At 34.2% G+C, this 20191-nt stretch carries 15 protein-coding genes; 10 read left to right on the forward strand and 5 right to left on the reverse strand.

What is annotated here, in order from left to right; all coding sequences use genetic code 11:
• Positions 1-61: 61 nt before the first annotated feature.
• The 3 genes from EAH81_RS02685 to EAH81_RS02695 all read right to left on the reverse strand — a co-directional run bounded on the left by EAH81_RS02685 (position 62) and on the right by EAH81_RS02695 (position 5868).
• Entirely contained in the window at positions 62-1927 is a 1866-nt protein-coding gene (locus EAH81_RS02685) for an alpha,alpha-trehalase (RefSeq protein WP_140503483.1), read from the reverse strand.
• Positions 1917-3137, reverse strand: a complete 1221-nt coding sequence (locus EAH81_RS02690) for an MFS transporter (protein WP_140503485.1) — start codon at positions 3135-3137, stop codon at positions 1917-1919. Before EAH81_RS02690 ends, EAH81_RS02685 begins: the two co-directional genes overlap by 11 nt.
• Positions 3138-3228: 91 nt before the next feature.
• Positions 3229-5868 carry a TonB-dependent receptor gene (locus EAH81_RS02695; protein ID WP_140503487.1) on the reverse strand — a complete coding sequence of 880 codons (2640 nt, stop codon included), beginning with the start codon at positions 5866-5868 and terminating at the stop codon, positions 3229-3231.
• 163 nt (positions 5869-6031) lie between these two features.
• On the opposite strand from EAH81_RS02695, the gene EAH81_RS02700 reads away from it, so the two are divergent.
• Together EAH81_RS02700 and EAH81_RS02705 are read left to right on the forward strand one after the other, a co-directional pair.
• On the forward strand, positions 6032-7057 hold the full coding sequence (locus tag EAH81_RS02700; RefSeq protein ID WP_140503489.1) for a LacI family DNA-binding transcriptional regulator: 1026 nt from the start codon (positions 6032-6034) through the stop codon (positions 7055-7057).
• A gap of 41 nt (positions 7058-7098) precedes the next feature.
• Positions 7099-7452 carry a hypothetical protein gene (locus tag EAH81_RS02705; RefSeq protein ID WP_140503491.1) on the forward strand — a complete coding sequence of 118 codons (354 nt, stop codon included), beginning with the start codon at positions 7099-7101 and terminating at the stop codon, positions 7450-7452.
• A 473-nt stretch (positions 7453-7925) separates the two neighbouring features.
• Here EAH81_RS02705 and EAH81_RS02710 read toward each other — a convergent pair whose 3' ends face one another.
• Positions 7926-8477, reverse strand: coding sequence for a hypothetical protein (locus tag EAH81_RS02710; protein WP_140503493.1), 552 nt, complete (start codon positions 8475-8477; stop codon positions 7926-7928).
• A gap of 116 nt (positions 8478-8593) precedes the next feature.
• On the opposite strand from EAH81_RS02710, the gene EAH81_RS02715 reads away from it, so the two are divergent.
• From EAH81_RS02715 to EAH81_RS02750, 8 genes are all read left to right on the forward strand, one after another.
• Positions 8594-11368 carry a 2-oxoglutarate dehydrogenase E1 component gene (locus EAH81_RS02715; protein WP_140503495.1) on the forward strand — a complete coding sequence of 925 codons (2775 nt, stop codon included), beginning with the start codon at positions 8594-8596 and terminating at the stop codon, positions 11366-11368.
• A gap of 1 nt (position 11369) precedes the next feature.
• Positions 11370-11942 carry a hypothetical protein gene (locus EAH81_RS02720; protein ID WP_140503498.1) on the forward strand — a complete coding sequence of 191 codons (573 nt, stop codon included), beginning with the start codon at positions 11370-11372 and terminating at the stop codon, positions 11940-11942.
• A 76-nt stretch (positions 11943-12018) separates the two neighbouring features.
• A complete protein-coding gene (odhB, locus tag EAH81_RS02725) occupies positions 12019-13263 on the forward strand; it encodes a 2-oxoglutarate dehydrogenase complex dihydrolipoyllysine-residue succinyltransferase (protein ID WP_140503500.1) in 1245 nt (414 codons plus the stop codon).
• A 216-nt stretch (positions 13264-13479) separates the two neighbouring features.
• Positions 13480-15975, forward strand: coding sequence for a TonB-dependent receptor (locus EAH81_RS02730; RefSeq protein WP_140503503.1), 2496 nt, complete (start codon positions 13480-13482; stop codon positions 15973-15975).
• A 61-nt stretch (positions 15976-16036) separates the two neighbouring features.
• A complete protein-coding gene (locus EAH81_RS02735) occupies positions 16037-16369 on the forward strand; it encodes a hypothetical protein (protein ID WP_140503505.1) in 333 nt (110 codons plus the stop codon).
• Positions 16370-16387: 18 nt separating this feature from the next.
• Entirely contained in the window at positions 16388-16690 is a 303-nt protein-coding gene (locus EAH81_RS02740) for a hypothetical protein (RefSeq protein WP_140503507.1), read from the forward strand.
• A 3-nt stretch (positions 16691-16693) separates the two neighbouring features.
• Positions 16694-18259 carry a PepSY-associated TM helix domain-containing protein gene (locus tag EAH81_RS02745; RefSeq protein WP_140503510.1) on the forward strand — a complete coding sequence of 522 codons (1566 nt, stop codon included), beginning with the start codon at positions 16694-16696 and terminating at the stop codon, positions 18257-18259.
• Between the two features lie 180 nt (positions 18260-18439).
• On the forward strand, positions 18440-19537 hold the full coding sequence (locus tag EAH81_RS02750; RefSeq protein WP_262711751.1) for a PepSY-associated TM helix domain-containing protein: 1098 nt from the start codon (positions 18440-18442) through the stop codon (positions 19535-19537).
• Between the two features lie 232 nt (positions 19538-19769).
• Here the strand turns inward: EAH81_RS02750 and EAH81_RS02755 are convergent, their stop codons facing one another.
• Positions 19770-20117, reverse strand: coding sequence for a toxin-antitoxin system YwqK family antitoxin (locus tag EAH81_RS02755; RefSeq protein WP_140503515.1), 348 nt, complete (start codon positions 20115-20117; stop codon positions 19770-19772).
• Positions 20118-20191: the final 74 nt, after the last annotated feature.

The raw sequence follows: 20191 nt of genomic DNA on the forward strand, positions 1-20191 counted from the left end.
GGAGATTCGTGTAATTCGTGGCAAAAGATTTTTCCTTTATGGATAGTAAATCTAACAGGTTTTAAAATAATTCATCCGGATCGACTATATCTGATAATTTTTGTTTTAAATCATCTTCTAAAATTGTCAATCCGTATTGATAAGAGGCGTTCATCCAACCGAAACCTTCTTCGGTTATATAATCAAACTCAGTTCCTACGTTTCCATATTCTGCAAAGATTTTGTGCGAACTGATAGACAAATCAAACTTCTCTGGAATAGTCCCGTTATAATCGACCGCATTTCTGGTAATCAGCCAAAGCCAGCGATATACCATTTCCTGAGCTTCTTCATTAAAATTATAATTGAGCAAACCTTCCCATAAAAGCATTTGATGCGGCGCCCATCCAAACGGGTAATCCCATTGCCTTATTGGTGCATTTTCATCTACATCAGCAATTGATTCTTTGGTACATCCTGCAATTCCACCTTTCATTTTAAATCTTGGCAATGTCTTTTTTACCAAAATTTCTGCTTGTTCCTGCGTACTTATTTTTGCCCAAAGCGGATAAAACGTTGGAGCAGCTTCAAAGAAATGCTGTTCTTCTGTCACAAAATTGTAATCCATATAACATCCGTATTCACGATTCCAGCACATTTGATTGATTTTTTCTTTTCTGGAATCAGCTTTCGAAATCCAATATTCACTTGAATACGATTTATCTTCAAAATACTGAAATTCATTTTTAAAGTACTTTTTAATCAAAAAAGCAATGTCTGTTTCGTATTTATAAAGTAAACTATTAATTGCCACCGTATTTAAATTGGCACAAATTCCGACCAATCTATTGGTCGTGTCATGACCACTTTCGCGCATGCTGCGATCGTGAATAAAATACTTATCAAGTTCTTCGTCAACCACTTCTCTTTCGAGATATTTCTTTTCGAATTCACGTGTTGACAAATTGTACTTTGGCGCGTATTGCTCCAGAATATCATCAAAATGCCCTTCTTCAACTTCAAACGGAAGTCCGATTCCTTCGGCTTTATAGCGATTTAATCCATTTGCGGTAAGTCGTTTACCTTCTTCCATCCAAACGGTTTTGTATTCTTTTATAGCGGTTTTTAAATGTCGTTCTATCCAGAAAATATTAGGATTTGACTTTTCCAAAACATCTATAATAAGCGAAGTATAAAGCGGTGGTTGCGTTCGCGTTAAATAATAACTTCTGTTTGCGTTTAGAATTTTTCCGTAATGATCAATTTGATATTTAAAGTTCTCCGCAATCCCTAAAGCAAGTTCAATTTTATCATCTATCAAAAGTCCTTTGGCAATAAAATAACTGTCCCAACCGTACATTTCATTGAATCTTCCGCCCGGAACTACAAACGGAACTCCTGAAATTTCATTGTTTTTAATTTGAAGTGCCAAAGCTAAAATTCCCGGCTGCTTATTAAGTGACAAAACATACTCAGGTGAAATGTTTTTAGGCATTTGTACCACTTTTAACTTTGGAGTTGTAGCTTCTAATTTCTTGAAATAATCAAAAACAATTTCGTCTCCAAAAGGAACATATAAATACGAAATAGCATTTTCGATCTTATTGTCTTCCAGAATTTTTTTTACGCCATTTGCATCAATTGTTCTTGTTAAACCTTTCCAATACAGGTTTTTTATTTTTCTTGAAATTCGTTTTACGGGATCTTCGGTAATTTCACTCAGATTGATTTCGGCAAATTCAGTGTTGTTTTTTTTAGCCAAAGCAAGTTCCTGCAATAAGTTCGAAAGCTGATAAGTTCCTTCAATAACTGCCGGATTCCCATCTTGATCGTACAACAGAAATTTCTTTGGACCATTGTCATCAATCGTTATTTTTTTATCGCCATCAGTATCTTCCTGAGCCAATAATTTTTCGATGGTTTGGATTATATGTAATTTAAATTTCATCTTTTGCAGTTATTTTTTTAAGAATAAAAAAGGATATTAATAATAAAGACATTGGAATTAAAGTAAAATAAAATGCGTTTTCCGGTCCTTCATTTTTAAACAGCCAACCTGTTATTCTGGAACCTAATGTTCCACCAAGAGCAGAAAAAATCACGATTAATCCCGTCATTGAACTTTGTAGATTTTTAGGCAAAGCACTTAACACAATCGAATTTAATAATGGATAAATTGGTGCAATAAATAATCCGATCAAAGGAAATGCGAAACCAATTAAGGGAATATCTGAAAGCGTATTAATATTCTTAACTTCTAATCCAACTGTTTTTGGAAGTACAAAAATGACTATCAACATCGCCGAAAAAATGCAGAAACTTAAAACCCAGATCCAATTGACTTTTTTAGTTACAATTCCCGCAATCATTCTCCCTATCGCTAATGAAATAGCCAGAATACTCGCCATCATAATGCTGATATTCTCGGGTAAATGAAGCACTTTTGTATTGAATGTAGGCAACCAGGAAAGGATTCCCTGTTCGATCATTACAAACAAAAAGACGCTAATTACAAAAATAACGGTAAGCAATTTTGCCATTAATTTGAACATTTGCATGAAATCGTCTTTGAGATTGGCTCCTGCTGAAACTTCCGGTTCTTTGAATTTTACAAAAAATAAAAACAAAAATGACAGAAACGATAATCCCGCTAAAAACCAATAAACATTCAACCATGAATTAGAATCTTCTTCATTATTAAAAGCCGGAAATAAAAAGTAAGCCAACGCAATCCCAACCATAAAAAAACCTTCGATACTGCTCATTAAAGCATTGTGTTCTTTTTTGGTTTCGGTCACTGTTCCTATTAACGAATAAACAGAAACTTTTATCAGGGCAAATGAAACTCCAACAGTTGCAAAAAGAATTTTAGCATTGTCAAAAGAGTTTCCAAAATACATAGAAATACAAGCCAAAGTCACCAAACCCAAACCTATAAGCATCGATTTTCTATAGCCTATTCTTGGTAAAAAAGAGGCTATAAAAAAGGATACAATAGCAATTGGCATGTCTTTGAAAGCTTCCAGAATACTAGCCTGAACTTCATCTACTCCATAATTTCTTTGCGATTTTAAAATCACAATACCTACGCTATTCAATAGAATTGCGAAGACAAAATAATTGAGGTAAAGAGAGATTTTAATTCCTATGTTTTTCATTTTTTGGATGTGATTTTCGTTGTGGTTACGGTGCGGAGACGCACTGCTGTGCGCCTCTACAATACCGTATCTATATTATATATTGAATTTATTAAAAATTAATCGCTACCGAAAATCTAAAGGCACGTCCTAAAATAGGTCTTGCCATAAACACATCGCTTGCCGCAGAGGTTGTTTGTCTTGGATCTCCTTCTGTTAAACCAATTTCGTTGAATAAGTTCGAAGCATCAACTGCAAAACGAAGATTATTATACGTATAATTCAACCCTGCTCCTACTTCTTTATAAGCTGGTAAAACTTGTTTGTTATCCTGATTCGTGAATTTTTTATCAAAATAAGAGAACTGAACATAAGCGGTAAGATCTTTTGTAATATCTACTTCAGGTCTTAGATTACAGAAAAATTTAGGGATTCTTCTAGCAGTATTTCCGTTAAAATCAAACGTAGAACCATCAGCATTTGTACCTGTAAAATTATCGTATTCCGGTTTTTGAACCGTAAACGTAAAATTCAATTTTACGATTTCATATCTTGCATTGGTTTCTACCTCAAGACCAATATTGTTTACGTCAGCAAATTTATTCTCAGAACTTCCGTCAGATAAGATATCAGTAAAGGCAACATTTTTTAATCCCATGTGGAATAAATTGGCATTCACGTTAAAGAATGAATTAGAATATTTGTAACCCAATTCTATTTGATTTACTTCTGTATTCTCCAGTTTGCTTAAGTTTGCAGCATTGTCATAAAATGACTCTTCGATTGGAGATCTAAATCCATGACTGTAACGAGCATAAGTAGCCATGTTATCATTGAATTTGTAATTTGCAGCACCCGTATAGGACCATTCGCTCACATCATATCTCCAATACGTGTATGGATTCCCTTTTACCGTTGTTACTGCATCATCAGCCGTATTATTATCCAGAATTCCTAAGTTTTCAGAGAAGAATCTCGCGTTGTCTCTGTAACCTGAGTATTTGTCTTTATTGTATCTTAAACCAGCGTTGAAAGTCAGATTATCTGTCGCTTTAATTTCTGCGTCAGCGTAAACATCATTCAAAACTCCTTTGGTTTGCGCGTCTCTCTCTAACCATGTGATTCTTTCTACGCCATTCCAGGTATGATCAACTCCGGTTGTATTGTCTTTTACATTTAATAATCTTGGATTGTCCGAAACATTTACCAAATAAGAATTCCAGTTCCAGTATTGATTCGATTTCCAGTTTGAATAGTAGTAACCCGCAGTCAATTTTACAGGATCTAAATCAAAATTAAAAGAGAAATTATTCGCAAAATTGTTCATCTTTTTGTCAATATGCCAAAGGTCAGCTCTCATAATTAAAGCATTTGGATCCAATTTTTGTCCGTTATCTACATAAGAATAAGTCAGATTGCTGGCTGTTGTATTTTGAACGCTTGTCGCATAAGCATCTTGTGTCCACGGACCTCCATTTGGAAAGATCGCGTTATAATTCAAATCAATATTCGTGTTTTTGAAAGCATTTTTGAAAGTTACTTTCTCCGATATTTTCTTTTTGAATTCAGCTCCAATGGAGTTGATAACCGGATGAGAACCATCTTCTAAATCTGCGCTAAAAGTTCCGCCGCCATATTGAGGAACATTCAAATGACTGAAGTTTACTGAAGTCAATGTTCCATAATTTGGATTAAATCCTGGGATTCCTTCAATTTTTCCGTTATTGCTTTTTAAAGGAATTGGTAAATAGAATGTATTTCTGTCATCAAGGTGTTTAAAATTCACTCTTAAATAATCGTCATCATCAAATTTATAGGTAATATTTCCTTTTATCTGACCTCCTTTATTTGCTGTAAATCCAGTATTTCTTACGCCATTATCAGCTCTGTAAAAACCTCCAACATTAAAAAATAATTTATCCTTAATTAAAGCACCTGATAAATTAAGATCCGTTCTGAACATTCCGTAATCTGAAGTCGTGAATTTTGCTCTTCCCATAAATTCATTCTGACCCGTTTTTGAAATAAAATTGATGATCCCTCCAGGAGCATTGTTGGCAAAAATAGATGCCGAACCTCCACGAACTGCTTCCATTTTACTCACGGTTTCATCAAGTCTGTAAAATGTATCAGCGTTAGCAAATTGCAATGCTCCATCTTCAAAAACTGCTAATCCGTCTTCCTGAATTTGTACATATTCATAAGCTCCCGCAGATGGAATTCCTCTTGCGAAAAGGTTATTTCCAATTTCTCCTCCAGATGCCTCAACTACAAATCCGGGAATTGTCTGCAATAAAGCCGCCGTGCTTGATGGTGCTCTGTCTTCGATTGCTTTTGCTCCCATTGTAGTAATCGCAACGCTGGATTCCAATTTAGATCTTGGAGCTGATGATCCTGTAACCACAACTTCTTTCAAACTTTGTGATTCTCCTTCCAGAAGTAAATTTACCTCTAAAGATTCTCCTTCCTTTATTGCAATTTTTTTCTCGAAGGTTTTATAACCCACATTTGTTGCAATAATGGTATAAGTTCCGGCTTCGATATTAGAGAATGAATACCCTCCGTTTTCATCCGTAATCGTACTTTTTCCTGTTTCCTTAAGAGATACATTGGCTCCGGGAACCGTTACTCCGCTATCGTCGAGTACTTTTCCTGAAATTGTATTGGTATTTTGGGCAAACCCATTATTTGGTAAAAAAAATAGGCAAAACATTAAAAGTAATGTACCTAAATACTGGTGTAGCTTTTTCATTTTTTTGTTCGGTTAGTTAGTAATTATGGTTATCACTGTCAAACTTAACAACTAATAATAAGGAATATAGCAATTTAAAATCGAAAACGTTTTCGAAAAGACCTAAAACGTTTTCGGAACTTAAAATTTTATCAATGCAGTTTATTTTTAGTACTTTTATTTCATGAATGACACAAAATTAATAGATATAGCCTCCGCGTTAGGAATTTCGGTTACAACGGTTTCAAAAGCACTAAAAGGTTATACCGATATTAGTAAAGCTACGCGCGCCAGAGTTATTGAAATGGCTGAAACAATGAACTACATCCCAAACTCTGTCGCGGTAAATCTTAGGACTAATGAAACCAAAACTATTGGTGTCATTATTCCCGCTACCGTGCATCATTTTTTTTCCAGTGTCTTAAATGGAATTTTAGAAGAAGCGGAAAAAAGAGGATATCTTGTCATTATATTACAATCGAATGAAAAATACGAACTCGAGAAAAAACAACTTGCTTTATTAATTCAAAAACGGGTTGACGGCGTTTTAATGTCACTTTCAAACGAGACAGATGATTTTACTCATATTAATGAAGCCATCCGAAAAAATACTCCTGTTGTTTTGTTTGATAAAATTGCCAAAAGAGTTGATTGCTCCAAAGTAGTTATTAATGATGCAAAAGCGGCTTATGATGCCGTTACCTACCTTATTAATAAAGGATATAAAAAAATCGCTCATTTTAGAGGTTCTTATGTTCCGCAAAACTCGATTGATCGCTTTCTTGGCTATAAAAGAGCTCTTGAAGCACACGGAATTGAGTATGATTCAAAACTGGTTTACGTTTGTGATAACAATACCGATTTTGAAGACGGCTACGAAAATGCTCAAAAGATAATGACCGAAAATCCGGATATAGACGCCATTTTTGCGATTACAGATTTAGTCGCTATCGGAATTATTAAATATTTTAATGAAGCCGGAATAAAAACTCCTGAGCAGGTTGCCGTTTTTGGCTTTAGTAATTGGTTTATGAGTACTGTTATTTCACCTAAATTAACGACTATTGATCAGCCCGGATTCGAAATGGGACATCAGGCAGTTTCCCTTTTGATCGATGAAATTATGGATATAAAAGAACATCGTCCGGTAACACATCAAATTATTGAACTTCCTACAAGAATCATTGAACGAGAATCGACAGTTAAATGATTTTTTAGTTTTAACTTTGCCTCAATTCTTAAAAAGCATCAATGTTTCCAATTCCTGAAAATACCGATTTTTTATTGGCTGATGCCGAAAAAGAAAACTTATATCTAAGCTTAATTGAACAAATTAATAAAGACTTTAATTTGGCAAACGAAGGCATAGATTTTCCATTAAGTATTTCTCCCGATGAATTAAAAATTCAACTTCACGAAAAAATTTATCGAATGATTCAGTACAAATTTGCTGAATATCTAAACCTGCTTTATATTATCGATGTATCGGAAAGTGAAATAAAAAAACTAGATGGTTCTGATTTGGTAATTCTGGCTGAACAAGTTTCTTTTTTAGTATTGAAAAGAGAATGGCAGAAGGTTTGGTTTAGGAAGAATTTTAAGTAAAAAAGGGACAAAGGTTCAAAGTTGCAAAGGGACAGAGGCTTTTTTCTTGAGGACATTTCTACAAAACAAATCATTCCGAAGGAATTTTTTAAAGCAGTTCCGAAGGAACAAAAGATATTGTAGGGATGGATTTTAATCCATTCTACGCAATCATAATCACATTTATAACCATAACCGCAATCTTGTCTTTCTGAGGAACGAAAAATCTCCGTAAGAAACTCGACCACCTATTTTCAAATCTTTGCGGAGGTACTTGTGGAGATTCTTCGTTCCTCAGAATGACAAATTGGGTGGATAAAACAATAAACGACAAACCCGACAGGTTTTAAAAAACCTGTCGGGTTTACTGTTTCGTATAATCTGTATTTTCCAAAAGAAAAACTCTCTATAAACTTTTTTTTGCACAGTCCTTTTTCAACCTTTGAACCTTTGCCACTCTGTAACTTTGAACCTTTCAAAAACCTCTGAACCTTTTAGAAATATACTCTCACAAAAGGCATAAACCCAGACCCGTAAAGACTTGTTTGTGCATTGTACAAAACATCATAACGTGCACCAATAGTCACACTTCCGGTTCTGTAACCTGCACCAAGATATAAGGCAGTATTCCAATAATTATCAGAGTAACTTGGTCGATATGGCGTCGAATCATAACTTGTATTTACACGCACTTGTTCTAACTCTGCCGACAATTGAATTTCAGGAATTGGATTTACAAGTGTAACCAAACTTCCGCCGTAAACAAAGGAGTCATAATAGTTTTTTGAAGATAAATAACCAAATTGAAGACCAACTCCAACCGCCAAAATTTCATTTACATTGTAGATTGCGCTTGGCATAACCGAGATATCCGTATAACCGGAACCTATTCCTAAACCAAGACCACCACCAAACTGAACTTTATCCCAAAAATGATTGCTGTTATCGATAACGTACTTTTGCTGTGCAATTGCCGAACTTGAAAAGAAGACTATCAAAATCACAAAAAATGTTTTGAAAACGATTGAAATTTGATTTATATTCATAGTTGGATCTATTTTTAACAAATTTTTACGTAAAAGTACGTAAAAAAAAGATTTAAATAAATGCGATTGTTGTACTTTTGCCATTCTATTTAACAAAAAGTATATTCACTAATATTATGGATAGGTTTTCATTTTTAAATGCAGCGCATACAGAGTTTTTCGCACAATTATATGATCAGTATTTAGTAAATCCAGATAGCGTTGAGCCAAGCTGGAGAAGTTTCTTTCAAGGTTTCGACTTTGGACAAACGACTTATAATGACGAAAATCCAGTTCAACGAATCGTTGAATATGTGACTAGCGACAACACAGATTGTAGTCTTGTTTCAGAAAAACTACAAAAAGAATTCAATGTACTAAAATTAATCGATGGATACCGCACCAGAGGACATTTGTTTACAAAAACAAATCCGGTTCGTGACCGTAGAACATCGTCTCCAACTTTGGATATCGAAAATTTTGGATTAACAACTGCTGATCTTTCAACAGTTTTTGATGCTGCTCAGACTATCGGAGTAGGACCTTCGACATTACAAGACATTGTAACACGTCTTAAATCTATTTACTGCCAGCATATTGGTATTGAATACATGTACATCAGAAATCCTGGCGTTGTAAAATGGATTCAGGATAAATTAGCTGTAAATGTTAATCAGCCTAATTTCTCTTCTGAAGAAAAGAAAATTATCTTAGATAAATTAAATCAAGCCGTTTCTTTCGAGAACTTCTTACATACTAAATATGTTGGTCAAAAAAGATTCTCACTAGAAGGTGGTGAATCTATCATTCCGGCTTTAGACGCTTTGATCGAACAAGCTGCTGAAAAAGGTGTTGAACAATTCGTAATGGGAATGGCTCACCGTGGTCGTTTGAACGTTTTGGCAAACATCTTCGGAAAATCAACTCAAGATATCTTTGGTGAGTTTGACGGTAAAGATTACGATCAGGAATACTTTGATGGTGACGTAAAATACCATTTAGGTCTTACGGCTGACAAAAAAACAAGAACAGGAAAAAATATCAATATCAATTTAGCACCAAACCCTTCTCACTTAGAAACGGTTGGAGCTGTAATTGAAGGAATTACAAGAGCTAAGCAAGATAAATATTATGCTGACGATTTCTCTAAAGTATTACCTATCGCCGTTCACGGAGATGCTGCAATTGCAGGTCAGGGTATCTTGTACGAAATCATTCAAATGGCTCAGCTTGACGGTTACAAAACCGGAGGTACAATCCATATCGTAATCAACAATCAGGTTGGATTTACAACCAATTATTTAGACGCTCGTTCTTCAACTTATTGTACCGATGTTGCCAAAGTAACACTTTCACCAGTATTACACGTAAATGCTGATGATGCTGAAGCTGTGGTACATGCAGTATCTTTTGCATTAGATTACAGAATGCAATTTGGACGTGACGTATTTATCGATTTATTAGGATACAGAAAATACGGTCATAACGAAGGTGACGAACCTCGTTTTACACAACCGGTTTTATATAAAATCATCGCAAAACATAAAAATCCAAGAGATATTTATGCAGAGAAATTATTGTCTGACGGCGTAATTGATGCTTTATATGTAAACGCTTTAGAAAAAGAGTACAAATCTAATATGGAGGAGAACTTAGAAGCTTCCCGTAAAAAAGATTTGACAATTATCACTCCATTCATGAAAAACGAATGGGACGGATTTGTTCAGGTAACTGATACACAAATGCTTCAAAAAGTAGATACTGCTTTTGACAAAAAAGGATTGGATTCTATCATAAGCACAATCTCGACTTTACCAGCTGACAAAAAATTCATCAGTAAAATATCTAAAATTGTAACGGATAGAAAAACTGGATACGACAATAATACTATCGATTGGGGAACAGCAGAATCTCTGGCTTACGGTTCTCTTTTGACAGAAGGATTTGATGTTCGTATTTCAGGTCAGGACGTAGAGCGTGGTACATTCTCTCACCGTCACGCTGTAGTTAAAGTAGAAGATTCTGAAGAAGAAGTAATTCTATTGGATGCTATCGAAAACAAAAAAGGAAAATTTGGTGTATTCAATTCTCTTTTATCTGAGTATGGAGTTCTTGGTTTTGATTACGGATATGCATTGGCAAATCCAAATGCCTTAACGATTTGGGAAGCACAATTTGGAGATTTCTCTAATGGAGCTCAAATTATGATTGACCAGTATATTTCATGTGGTGAAGATAAATGGAACAACCAAAATGGTATCGTTTTATTATTGCCTCACGGATATGAAGGACAAGGTGCAGAACACTCTTCTGCAAGAATGGAGCGTTACTTACAACTTTGTGCAAGACAAAATATGTATGTAGCAGATTGTACAACTCCAGCCAATTTCTTCCACTTGTTGAGAAGACAAATGAAAACGAATTTCCGTAAACCTTTGGTAGTTTTCTCTCCAAAAAGTTTATTGCGTGATCCAAGATGTGTATCTACAGTTGAGGAATTAGCAAAAGGAAGTTTCCAGGAAACTATTGATGATAATGCAGTAGATAAAAAAGCAGTAAAAACGTTAGTTTTCGTTACCGGTAAATTCTATTATGACATTGTTGCTGAGAGAGAAAACAACGGAAGAAATGATGTAGCAGTAGTTCGTATTGAGCAATTGTTCCCATTACCTGTTGAGCAGCTTAAAGCAATTATTGCACAATATCCAAATGCAGATGATTATGTTTGGGCACAAGAAGAGCCTAAAAACATGGGAGCTTACAGCTTTATGCTAATGAACTTTGATCTTGTAAAATGGAGATTAGCATCATTAAAAGCTTACGCTGCACCAGCATCAGGAAGTTACACACGTGCAAAACGTCGTCATGCAGATGCAATTAGAATGGTATTCGATAAAAATTTATTCAGATAGTATGAAAAAAATACTAATTCTGTTTTTTGCAATACTATCGATTACAGGTTATTCACAGGAATTAAGAAAACCGGCTGAAGGGAAATCAATCGTTTATTTCGTAAGATCTTCAGGAGCTGGAGCTTTAATAAATTTTAAATATTTTGATGGAGAAAAATACTTAGGTAAATTCAACTACGGTAAATATTTAGTTTACGAATGCGAACCAGGTAAGCATATTTTTTGGTCGCGCTCTGAAAACACAGACTTTATTAATGCAGAACTTGATCCCGGGAAAATTTACATAATTGATTCTGAAGGTCAAATGGGCTTTATAAAAGCAGGAGTAGTATTAGTTCCGTTTAGTCCTCATCCAGGGAGTTATAAAACACCCAAGAAATTTGAAAAAAAGAAGGCTGCGATCCTTAAATCAATTTCAGAAAATAAAGAATACATTGCTACGGATGTCGATTTGAAAGAAGGTGCCCAAGAATATGAAAGCATCATTAAAAATTCGATAGAAAAATACAATAAATTAACAGCAAAAGGAGAAGTGTTTTTAAAATTACTTCCTTATATGTCATACACAAATTAGATAAAAAGAATGTTTCAAGTTTCAATCCCGATAGCTATCGGGACTGAAACCATAAAAACCTTAAACAAAAAGTAAGATGATTTTAGAAATGAAAGTCCCATCACCAGGGGAATCAATAAAAGAAGTTGAAATTGCAACTTGGTTAGTAAAAGACGGAGATTATGTAGAAAAAGATCAAGCTATTGCTGAAGTTGATTCAGACAAAGCAACTCTTGAATTACCGGCTGAAATGAGCGGAATTATTACGCTAAAAGCAGAAGAAGGTGATGCAGTTGCTGTAGGAGCTGTAGTTTGTTTAATTGATACTGACGGTGTAAAACCAGCAGGAGATGCTCCGGCAGCACCAGCGGCAGAAGCTCCAAAAGCCGAGGCACCTAAAGCTGAAGTAAAAGCTGAAGCACCGAAGGCAACACCTGCTCCGGCAGCAGCGCCAACAACTTACGCCTCTGGAACTCCATCTCCTGCAGCAAGAAAAATATTAGACGAAAAAAATATAGCACCAGCAACAGTTTCAGGAACTGGTAAAGGTGGAAGAATTACTAAAGATGATGCTGTAAATGCAGTACCTTCTATGGGAACTCCAACTGGTGGAAGCCGTGGATCTGAGCGTTCAAAATTATCAATGTTGCGTCGTAAAGTAGCGGAGAGATTAGTTGCTGCTAAAAACGAAACTGCAATGTTAACGACTTTCAACGAAGTTAACATGACTCCAATTAACCAAATCCGTAATGAATACAAAGATGCTTTCAAAGCAAAGCATGGTGGTTTAGGATTAGGTTTTATGTCATTCTTTACAAAAGCAGTTACAAGAGCTTTACAATTATATCCTGATGTTAACTCAATGATGGATGGTGATTATAAAATTGCTTACGATTTTGCTGATATCTCTATCGCAGTTTCAGGACCAAAAGGTTTAATGGTTCCTGTTGTTCGTAATGCTGAATTATTAACTTTCCGTGGAATCGAAGCTGAAATCAAAAGATTAGCACTTAGAGCACGTGACGGTCAAATTACTGTTGACGATATGACTGGTGGAACTTTTACAATTACTAATGGTGGTGTTTTTGGAAGTATGTTAAGTACCCCAATTATCAATCCTCCTCAATCAGGAATTTTAGGAATGCACAATATTATTGAGCGCCCAATTGCTGTAAATGGTAAAGTTGAAATTCACCCTATGATGTATGTGGCTCTTTCTTATGATCACAGAATTATCGACGGACGTGAGTCTGTTGGTTTCTTGGTTGCTGTAAAAGAAGCTTTAGAAAATCCGGTAGAATTATTAATGAATGGCGATGCTAAACGTGCTTTAGAATTGTAATTGTAGTAATTTTCAACAATAACAAAAAGCCTGCTTCTTAACTGAAGCAGGCTTTTTTTCTTAAGATTAGCTTAAATATTGCTTAAGTTGTTAATTTTTTAAACAAACGTAAATTTTACCCTTTAAAAATTATTTTATTTAGAATAAATAAGAATAGCTTGTATGATTGGCGTTCAACGCTTAGATTTGCACTATTAAAATCAATTCTAAATAAAAATGAAATATAAATTCACAATTTCTTTCTTAAGCTTTTGTTTTTTTCTATTAGCAAGTACATTTGTTTCTGCACAAGAAAAGGCGAGCGTTAAAGGACAAATTAGTTTATCAAACAATCAGGCTGCAGACAATGTTTCTGTTGTTCTAAAAGGAACTAAAATAGGAACAAATACAGATAGTAACGGTTTTTACGAAATTAAAAACCTTAAACCGGGAAGCTATGTAATTAAAGTTTCTTCTGTTGGACATTCATCAAAAGAAAAAAGTATTTCACTAAATGCCGGCGATGAAATAATAGAAGATTTCACAATTAGTTCAAATTCTGAACAATTAGACGAAATTGTAATTAACGGAAGTGGTAGAAAAAATCCATTAGCTCGTAAAGAAACTCAACAAGTTTCAAGATTACCACTTAAAAATCTTGAAAATCCACAAGTTTACACTACTATCACAAGCGAATTATTAAAAGAGCAAGTAGTTAGCAATATTGATGATGCACTTAAAAATGCTCCGGGATTATCTCCGCTTTGGGCTTCTACTGGACGTGGTGGTGACGGTGCCGGATATTTCTCTCTAAGAGGATTTGCTGTGCAGCCAACAATGACAAATGGATTACCTGCGTTGAATAACGGAAGTATAGATCCAGCAAATATTGATAAAATTGAAGTTATTAAAGGACCTTCTGGAACTTTATTCGGAAGTAGTTTAATTTCTTACGGAGGCTTAATCAACTTAACTACTAAAAAACCGTACGATCACTTTGGCGGAGAGGTAAGCTATACCGCAGGAAGCTATGGATTAAACCGTGTAACTGCAGACATTAATACTCCAGTAGACGATGAACACAAAATTAATTTCAGAGTTAATACTGCATATCATACAGAAAACAGCTTTCAAGATGCTGGATTTAGAAAATCATTTTTCTTTGCTCCATCTTTATCTTACCAAGTTAGCGACAGACTTTCGTTCTTTATTAATACAGAATTCATGAACAATAAACAGACGAATCCTACTATGTTATTTTTAGACAGAGGTGCACCGTTAAGAGTTCATAATATGGATGAATTGGGTTATGATAACAAACGCTCTTATACAAGTAACGAACTTGCGATTGAAACTCCTTCTTACTCTCTTCAAGGACAAATGAATTACAAAATCTCCGATGAATGGACTTCTCAAACGGTTCTATCTAGAGGATCATCTCAATCTGAAGGATATTATACTTATTTATATGAAAGCACACAATTTTTCCCTGCACAGGTAAATCAAGGAATTGTTTTGGGGCGTTCAATGAATTATCAAAATACAACAACTTTAACAACAGATATTCAACAAAACTTTATTGGCGATTTCAAACTTGGAAATTTAAGAAATAGAATTGTTGTTGGTTTAGATTACTTTAACAGAGGTCAAATTGATAATGGTTCTGGATACGTATCTAATGGAAGGGTTTATATTGGAAATTTAGATTTAGCAACTGTAAACCAATATGTATTCGGCATTACAGATCCTGCAAAATATATTACAAATGGTGACAGTGGTAACCTAACAAAAGCTGGTTCTGATAAACTTATAGCAGAAACTACTGCAAACAATAACAAAACAAAACAAGAAGTTATTAGTGCTTATGCATCAGATGTAATCAATATTACTCCTGCATTATCTGCAATGGCAAGTTTACGTGTAGACCGTTTTATGACTGCCGGTGATGTAACTACAAATGCTGATGATTTTAATCAAACTTCTTTTTCACCTAAATTTGGTTTAGTTTATCAGCCAATTATTGACAAAGTTTCGATTTTTGCCAACTATATGGATGGTTTTACTAACACAGCTCCAACAAGTGATATTGGTTTAAGCGGCGCATCTATTCCAAGAACTTTCAAACCAGAACACGCTAACCAATTTGAAATCGGAACGAAATTAAATGTTTTTAAAGACAAACTTTACGCAACATTTAGCTATTATGACATCAAAGTAACAGATCAGGTTTATACTGTTTATGGTTCTACAGGCGGAGTACCAACTCAAACTTCTTTTCAAGATGGAGAACAAAGAAACAAAGGTTTTGAAGCAGAAATCGTTGCAAATCCAGTTGCTGGTTTAAACATTGTTGCTGGTTACAGCTATGTAGATGCTGTCTTAAATGCTGGAGATCCTTCGTTCGTAGGAAACAGACCTGAGAGTTCAGGACCAAGAAACACAGCAAACTTTTGGGCAAGCTACAAGTTTCCTCAAGGAGATTTACAAGGTTTTGGTTTAGGTTTTGGTGGAAATTATGCTGACAAAAACTTAATTATGAATAGAAATGTTGTAGGTCAGTTTGCAATCCCTTCTTATACTGTTTTAAATTCTTCTATTTTCTACGGAACAGAGAAATTTACATTGACATTAAAATTAGACAATATTGCTAATGTTGATACTTACGATGGTTGGTCTACAATTCACCCAAAAAACATGAGAGCTGTTTCTGCGAATTTCTCATACAGATTTTAATAAAAAACATTCCAAACACCTTTCTTTTAGGAGAAAGGTGTTTTTTAAATTCTATTAAATTATGATAACAATAGCTAGCCTTATCGTTTTTTTAGCATTTTATACTTTGTACTATACCTCAAAAAGAGCAGTTCTGTCTTATGATTTAGGTTTTGAAAAATGGATGAAAAAAAATCCTAAACAAACCAAAATTACCGGATTAACACTTTTGCTTTTAGCATACTCGTTATGGCTTTTTACACAATCATTGGGTTGTGGCACATTGATGTTTTTTATTCAGTTAATGACTATTGGAAGCTTAATTATCATTTTAAAACCATTAAAAAAAATCAATATTAAAGTTCTCTTAGCACTTTTTATACTAATTGCTTTTTTAGAATTCTATTACAACTAAACCATTTCTAACCAAAGTATGCCAGCAAATCCAAAATATTTAACCCAATCAAAATGGCAACGATTTGCCAAAATAACTGCTGCCATTTTAGGCGGCTATTTTGTTTCAGTCACTTTTCATTTGGCTTTAGCATCTTGGTTTAACCGCGCTAATATCTTAATGACAATGGCTTTTACCGGATTTATTCTTTGGGTTGCCTTAATGATAATTGCTTTTTTAGCCAAAAGCGGATGGAGAATCTGGGGCATTTATCTCCTTCTAACGTTACTTTTTTGTCTTTTCATTTACTTGGGTCAAACCTGCAATCCGATAGCCAGCTAACTTATGAATAACCGTAATTATAATATCTATTTTCATACACATACCGTTAGCGGAATCGTGATCAGTGTCGTACTATTTGTGATCTTTTTTGCAGGATCATTTTCTTTTTTTAGAGATGAAATCATCAATTGGGAAAGAAATGAATCTACTGCAATTACAAAAGAAATTCAATTAGATTACAACACTACTTTAAAAAAGCTAGACAAAGAATATGTTTTACACGGAAGAAATATTACTATTTCTAAACCCGGTAATGAAAGAAGAGTTGCTGTTTATTTAGAAGGCACAAAAGATACTTTGGCTCCAGCCAAACAAAAAGAAGGTTCGTTTTTTTATCTGGACACAAAAACCTATAAATCTTTTACTTATGAAGAATCCTATTCATTAGGGGAATTTTTATATCGTTTACATTTCTTAGCTCAGATACCTTATCCGGTTGGATATTATCTTTCTGGTTTTACGGCGTTATTTTTTCTATTTGCTATTGTAACCGGGCTTTTGCTGCATTGGAAAAAAATTGTTTCTAACTTTTACATTTTCCGTCCAAAAGAAAAATTAAAAACATTGTGGACAGATGCTCACACGGCATTAGGAATGATTGGTTTGCCTTTTCAGTTTGTTTATGCAGTAACAGGAGCTTTTTTTATGATTAAACTTCTAATCGTTGCGCCGGCTGTAATGGCATTGTACAAAGGCGATCAGGACAAATTGTACAAAGAATTAGAATACAATGATCCCGATTATAAATTTGACAATAAAAAATTAGCCACACCTTTTAACATTGATCAATTAGTTGCAAAAGCAAAAAGCAACTGGAAAGATTTTGAAATCACCCGTGTTTTTATTCAAAATTATGGAGATTCAAACATGCACGTTTTGGTTGAAGGCGAAATGTTAAGTGACAAAAAATTTACAGGAATTGGAAAAGTCGTTTACCGAATCTCTGACGGGAAAGAAATTGCCAGGAAAAATCCAATCACACAAAACAACTATTTAGATGTTGTAAAAAATGTTTTATACCGAATCCATTTTGGCGATTATGGAGGTTATGCCTTAAAAATAGTGAGTTTCATTTTAGGAATTATCACTTGTTTTGTGATTATTTCGGGTGTAATGATTTGGTTGGTGGCAAGACAAAAAAATAATTTACCCGAAAAGAAAAGACGTTTTAACGCCACTGTTGTTCGTATTTATTTGGCCATTTGTTTAAGCATGTACCCAGTTACAGCACTTGCTTTTATTGCTGTTAAAATATTTTATCCTTTGACTCAGGACAATCTGTACCTTGTTTATTTTGGAATATGGTTAATACTTATCGTCTTTTTTATTCTTAAAAAGAACGATGCATTTACAAATAAATTTTGCCTGATTTCAGGAAGTATTTTAGGTTTTCTAATCCCAATTACAAACGGAATAGTTTCCGGAAACTGGTTTTGGAATTCGTTCATGCAAAATAAAGTTCAGGTTTTCTTTATTGATGTTTTCTGGATTGGTTTAGCTTCGATAACACTTTATGTTGCTTATCATTTAAAACCGAAAAAAGAAGTTGTCGCACAAAAAAGAGCCTAAAATTTTTCCACCACGAATTTCACAAATCTCACGAGTTAAATTCGTGGAAATTCGTGAAGTTAGTAGCTAACTCTCCTTTACTTATAAAGCAATAACTTAAAATAATCTAAATAACTTGCCCCTTATAGATTTAGCGTCTATTTTTACGTTTTTATTCAAGAAATRGGGTTCAAAAAACAAATACGTTTTCTACATAAATGGCTCGGATTAATTTCCGGGCTTATTGTTTTTATTATAAGTATTACGGGTTGCATTTTTTGTTTTCATGATGAAATAAAAGACATTACCAGAAAAGAATGGCGATTTGTTGAACCAGAAAACAAACCGTTCTTATTACCATCTGTTTTACAGGAAAAGGCAAAAGAAATTCTTCCGAATTATAAACAATCAATGGTTTCATATTATGGAAAAAATAGAGCTGCAATTGTCTACACGTATTCTGATACTGAAAATCGATATCTTTATTTTAATCCATACACGGGGAAATATCTTAAAACCGAAAATCCTAAAACAGACTTTTTTATAATTGTCGAATACATTCACTTGTATTTACTTTTGCCCGATTATATTGGTAAACACATTATTGGTGGTGCAACAATCCTCTTTATTTTATTACTGATTTCAGGAATAATTCAATGGTGGCCAAAACGAAGAAGCGATCTTAAACGAAGTTTTAAGGTTAAATGGTCTGCAAAATGGCGAAGAGTAAATTATGACTGGCACAACACATCCGGATTTTATATTGCAATTATCGCTGCGATTATCGCCATAACCGGTTTAACTTTTACGTATGAATGGGTTGGTGACGGAATTTACAAAACTTTCAATTTTGGTGGAGACAAAGCTGCCGAAACAAAAACTCCCGTAATCGATACTACCAAATTTAATAGCAATACGACTATTGCAATCGATCGTGCTTTTATTGAAACCATGAAACTTCAGCCAAAAGCCGAAATGTGTTTTGTTGCTTTTCCACAGCAAAAAGGAGACATTATTGGCACAGGAGCATATCCGCATACTTTGAGATATGATCATCAAAGCAACTATTATTTTCATCCTGGCGATGGAAAATTAATTCAGAGTGATCCTTACCACAAAAAAAGCTTGGGTCTGCAGGTTGTCGAAATGAATTATGGAATTCACACTGGTCAAATTCTAGATTTACCCGGAAAAATTATCGCTTTTATAATTAGTTTAATTGCGGCGGCTCTGCCAGTTACAGGTTTTGTAATTTGGTATGGAAGAAAAAATAAATCTTGTAAAAAAATCAAGGCATAAAAACTTTTAACCGCAAAGGCCGCTAAGATTTAATTTTACTTTACACATAGAAAACACAAAGTCCACAAAGCTTTGTGGACTTTGTGTTTTCTATGTGTAACAAGAGATAAAAAAACTTTGTATTCTCTGTGGTTAAAATAACTAGCTAATACAAAATACTTTACAACACAATATATCTTGATCAAAAAAAAACCGCTGAATGAGCGGTTTTTTTTATGTTTTTGAAATCTTATTAATTTCTATTTGCCAAAGCATTTTTTTGTAAATTCTTAACTGAGCTTACCTGACTATTTTCGTAAGCAACTTCGCAAAGACTTTTTTCATTGAAGAAAATCCATTTTCCAGTTTTCATTCCGTCTGTGTACTCTCCTACAGCCAATTTATTTCCCTTTTCATCATACGATACCCAAACGCCGTCTAATTTACCATCTTTAAAGAAGCCTTCTTGTTGTACATTACCATTTTCATAATAATAAGTAGCTTTTACTTTATTCCCAACAACTTCTAATTCAGGTTTTACCTCTTGTGCAACTAGAATTCCAGAGAACAATATTGCAACTAAAATTACACACTTTTTCATATCTTTGGTATTTAATGTTATCAAATCGTTATCAAATATAGTTAAATGTTTACATTAAACAAACTTTTACTTAA

Origin of the sequence: Flavobacterium pectinovorum (assembly GCF_006438875.1) — a bacterium.
In the GTDB taxonomy this organism is placed as follows: Bacteria; Bacteroidota; Bacteroidia; order Flavobacteriales; family Flavobacteriaceae; genus Flavobacterium; species Flavobacterium pectinovorum_A.